Source organism: Hydrocoleum sp. CS-953 (assembly GCF_002260545.1).
In the GTDB taxonomy this organism is placed as follows: domain Bacteria; phylum Cyanobacteriota; class Cyanobacteriia; order Cyanobacteriales; family Microcoleaceae; genus Trichodesmium.
The window spans coordinates 1-2,482 of sequence record NZ_LGSU01000218.1 but is presented as its reverse complement, the minus strand read 5'-3'; the positions used below and the strand labels follow the sequence as shown (position 1 = coordinate 2,482).

Sequence of the window (2,482 nt, the reverse complement as noted above, 5' to 3'; positions counted from 1 at the left end):
CATGTGTATAGACGAGCAACTCCAGCTAAGATTTAGCTTATCATAAAAATTCTGAGGATGCAACTGGAAATCCTTNTGTATAGACGAGCAACTCCAGCTAAGATTTAGCTTATCATAAAAATTCTGAGGATGCAACTGGAAATCCTTTGACGCGCGATTTTTTTTCGGGAGCTTAGTAAAATGAAAATGTTGGTGGTTTTCCATTGAGGAGGAATGGATGGAAAGATTTAATTATGGAAAAAAACCAGCATATATATTTATTTATGGAAAGCTCTCAAAGATGAAAATTTTTCTGGTATTGCTGCGAGAGAAAATTTCTCCCTAGTTGAATAAAAAATCATGTGTATAGACGAGCAACTCCAGCTAAGATTTAGCTTATCATAAAAATTCTGAGGATGCAACTGGAAATCCTTTGACGCGCGATTTTTTTTCGGGAGCTTAGTAAAATGAAAATGTTGGTGGTTTTCCATTGAGGAGGANTTTTCTGGTATTGCTGCGAGAGAAAATTTCTCCCTAGTTGAATAAAAAATCATGTGTATAGACGAGCAACTCCAGCTAAGATTTAGCTTATCATAAAAATTCTGAGGATGCAACTGGAAATCCTTTGACGCGCGTTTTTTTTCGGGAGCTTAGTAAAATGAAAATGTTGGTGGTTTTCCATTGAGGAGGATTATAGATGGAAAGATTTAATTATGGAAAAAAACAGCATATATCTTTATTTATGGAAAGCTCTCAAAGATGAAAATTTTTCTGGTATTGCTGTATTGCCCCTGGAGAAAATTCCTGAATACTTAATTGCCTTTGAGCAAGGAAATATGGAGCTATAAAATACTCCATATAAACTTAGGTTTTCCTGGAACATCTTTACTTATCCTCTGGTTTAATTTTCTGGCGTAAATCATCAAGTGGAAAAACTTCTTTGCCTTCTACAAGTTGATTATTTAGCCCCCCTTCTTTTACATCAATATTTTCAGATTCAAACTCAAGAGTTATTCTTACTTTTCCTCTTTGCCAACTTTTTGCACCTAGTTTTAGTATTTTGGAATCTATTTCGTTAGTTAACCAATTTTCTCTTCCTTCTGCGAGTTGTGTTTGAAGAGCTTTTTTCATCTCTGTAAGAAATTGATTGAGAGTAAAAGTCTGATTTTTGACAAATATTTCGTTGCGATAAACAGATACAACATCTTCTTGAGATAAGAATATTTTTTGATTAATTTTTATTTGTATTTTTTAGGCTTACAAGAAATTTATTAGCTGGGTTAGTTGCTACAGTGACTGAGTTTTTGGCAGAATGTTAGAGGTTGTATTAGCCTTTTCGGNGCGATAAACAGATACAACATCTTCTTGAGATAAGAATATTTTTTGATTAATTTTTATTTGTATTTTTTAGGCTTACAAGAAATTTATTAGCTGGGTTAGTTGCTACAGTGACTGAGTTTTTGGCAGAATGTTAGAGGTTGTATTAGCCCTACTTTTTTTCAGAATCATAAATCTATAGAGTGATATGGTTGAGATTCATTTTTCATCTCAATTTACTACTTCTAATTTTCGACGAAATAATAAATATGTAGAGAGAGAAAATTTCCTACATAAATCAATTTTCCTCAGAAAGTTTCTACTGATTTTCCTGATGAAATTTTTGCCGTAAGTCATCAAGTGGGGATACTTCAGTTTCCAGTTATTCTGAATTATTATCTCCAGAATTTTCTGCTTGATTTTCTGAGTTACTTGATTCTCTTTCTTCTATTTCTTCTTGAGGTTCATCAGGGCAAATTTATACAGTAACTTTTACCTAAATTTTCCCTGACTACCATATCTGAGAATTTGATAATCTACAGCTATGTTATTCTAGACAAATCAATTTTCCCCCAGAAATTTTCTACTGATTTTCCTGATGAAATTTTTCTCGTAAATCATCTAGTAGGAAGACTTAAGTTTCGAGATATTCTGAATTATTATCGCCAGAATTTTCTGCTTGATTTTCTGAGTTACTTGATTCTTTTTCTTCTATTTATTCTTTAGGTTTATCAGGGCAAAATTCTATAGCAAATTTTGCCTGGATTTTCCCTGACTGGATTTTTGAGGAAATGGGAAAAAATCTCCTATACAAATCAATTTTCCTCAGAAATATCTACTGATGTTTCTGACTAAATTTTTGCCGTAAGTCATCAAGTGGAGATACTTCAGTTTCCAGATATTCTGAATTATTATCGCCATAATTTTCTGAGTTACTTGATTCTTTTTCTTCTATTTATTCTTGAGGTTTATCAGGGCAAAATTCTAGAGAAAGTTTTACTTGAATTTTCCCTGACTGCTATTCTTGAAAACCAGATATGAGAATTTGATAATCTACAGCTTTGTGATTCTAGATAAATCAACTTTTCCCCAGAAATTTTCTACTGATTTTCCTGATTAAACTTTTGCCGTAAGTCATCTAGAGAAGATTCAGAATTATTGTTGTTAGAAATTTCCTCTATTTCTT

2 protein-coding genes are annotated in these 2,482 nt (G+C 32.4%); one reads left to right on the top strand and one right to left on the bottom strand.

All coding sequences use genetic code 11. The annotated features are described in order from the left end of the window. Positions 1 to 692: 692 nt before the first annotated feature. Positions 693 to 827: a hypothetical protein gene (locus AFK68_RS43220; RefSeq protein ID WP_256386461.1), complete on the top strand. Its 135-nt coding sequence runs from the start codon at positions 693 to 695 to the stop codon at positions 825 to 827. Between the two features lie 37 nt (positions 828 to 864). Here AFK68_RS43220 and AFK68_RS01850 read toward each other — a convergent pair whose 3' ends face one another. Further along, positions 865 to 1,158, bottom strand: coding sequence for a KGK domain-containing protein (locus AFK68_RS01850; RefSeq protein ID WP_246843935.1), 294 nt, complete (start codon positions 1,156 to 1,158; stop codon positions 865 to 867). Positions 1,159 to 2,482 lie beyond the last annotated feature (1,324 nt).

Coding starts and splice junctions, on each gene's coding strand:
- AFK68_RS43220 (WP_256386461.1), top strand. CDS start 693: ATGGAAAAAAACAGCATATATCTTTATTTATGGAAAGCTCTCAAAGAT.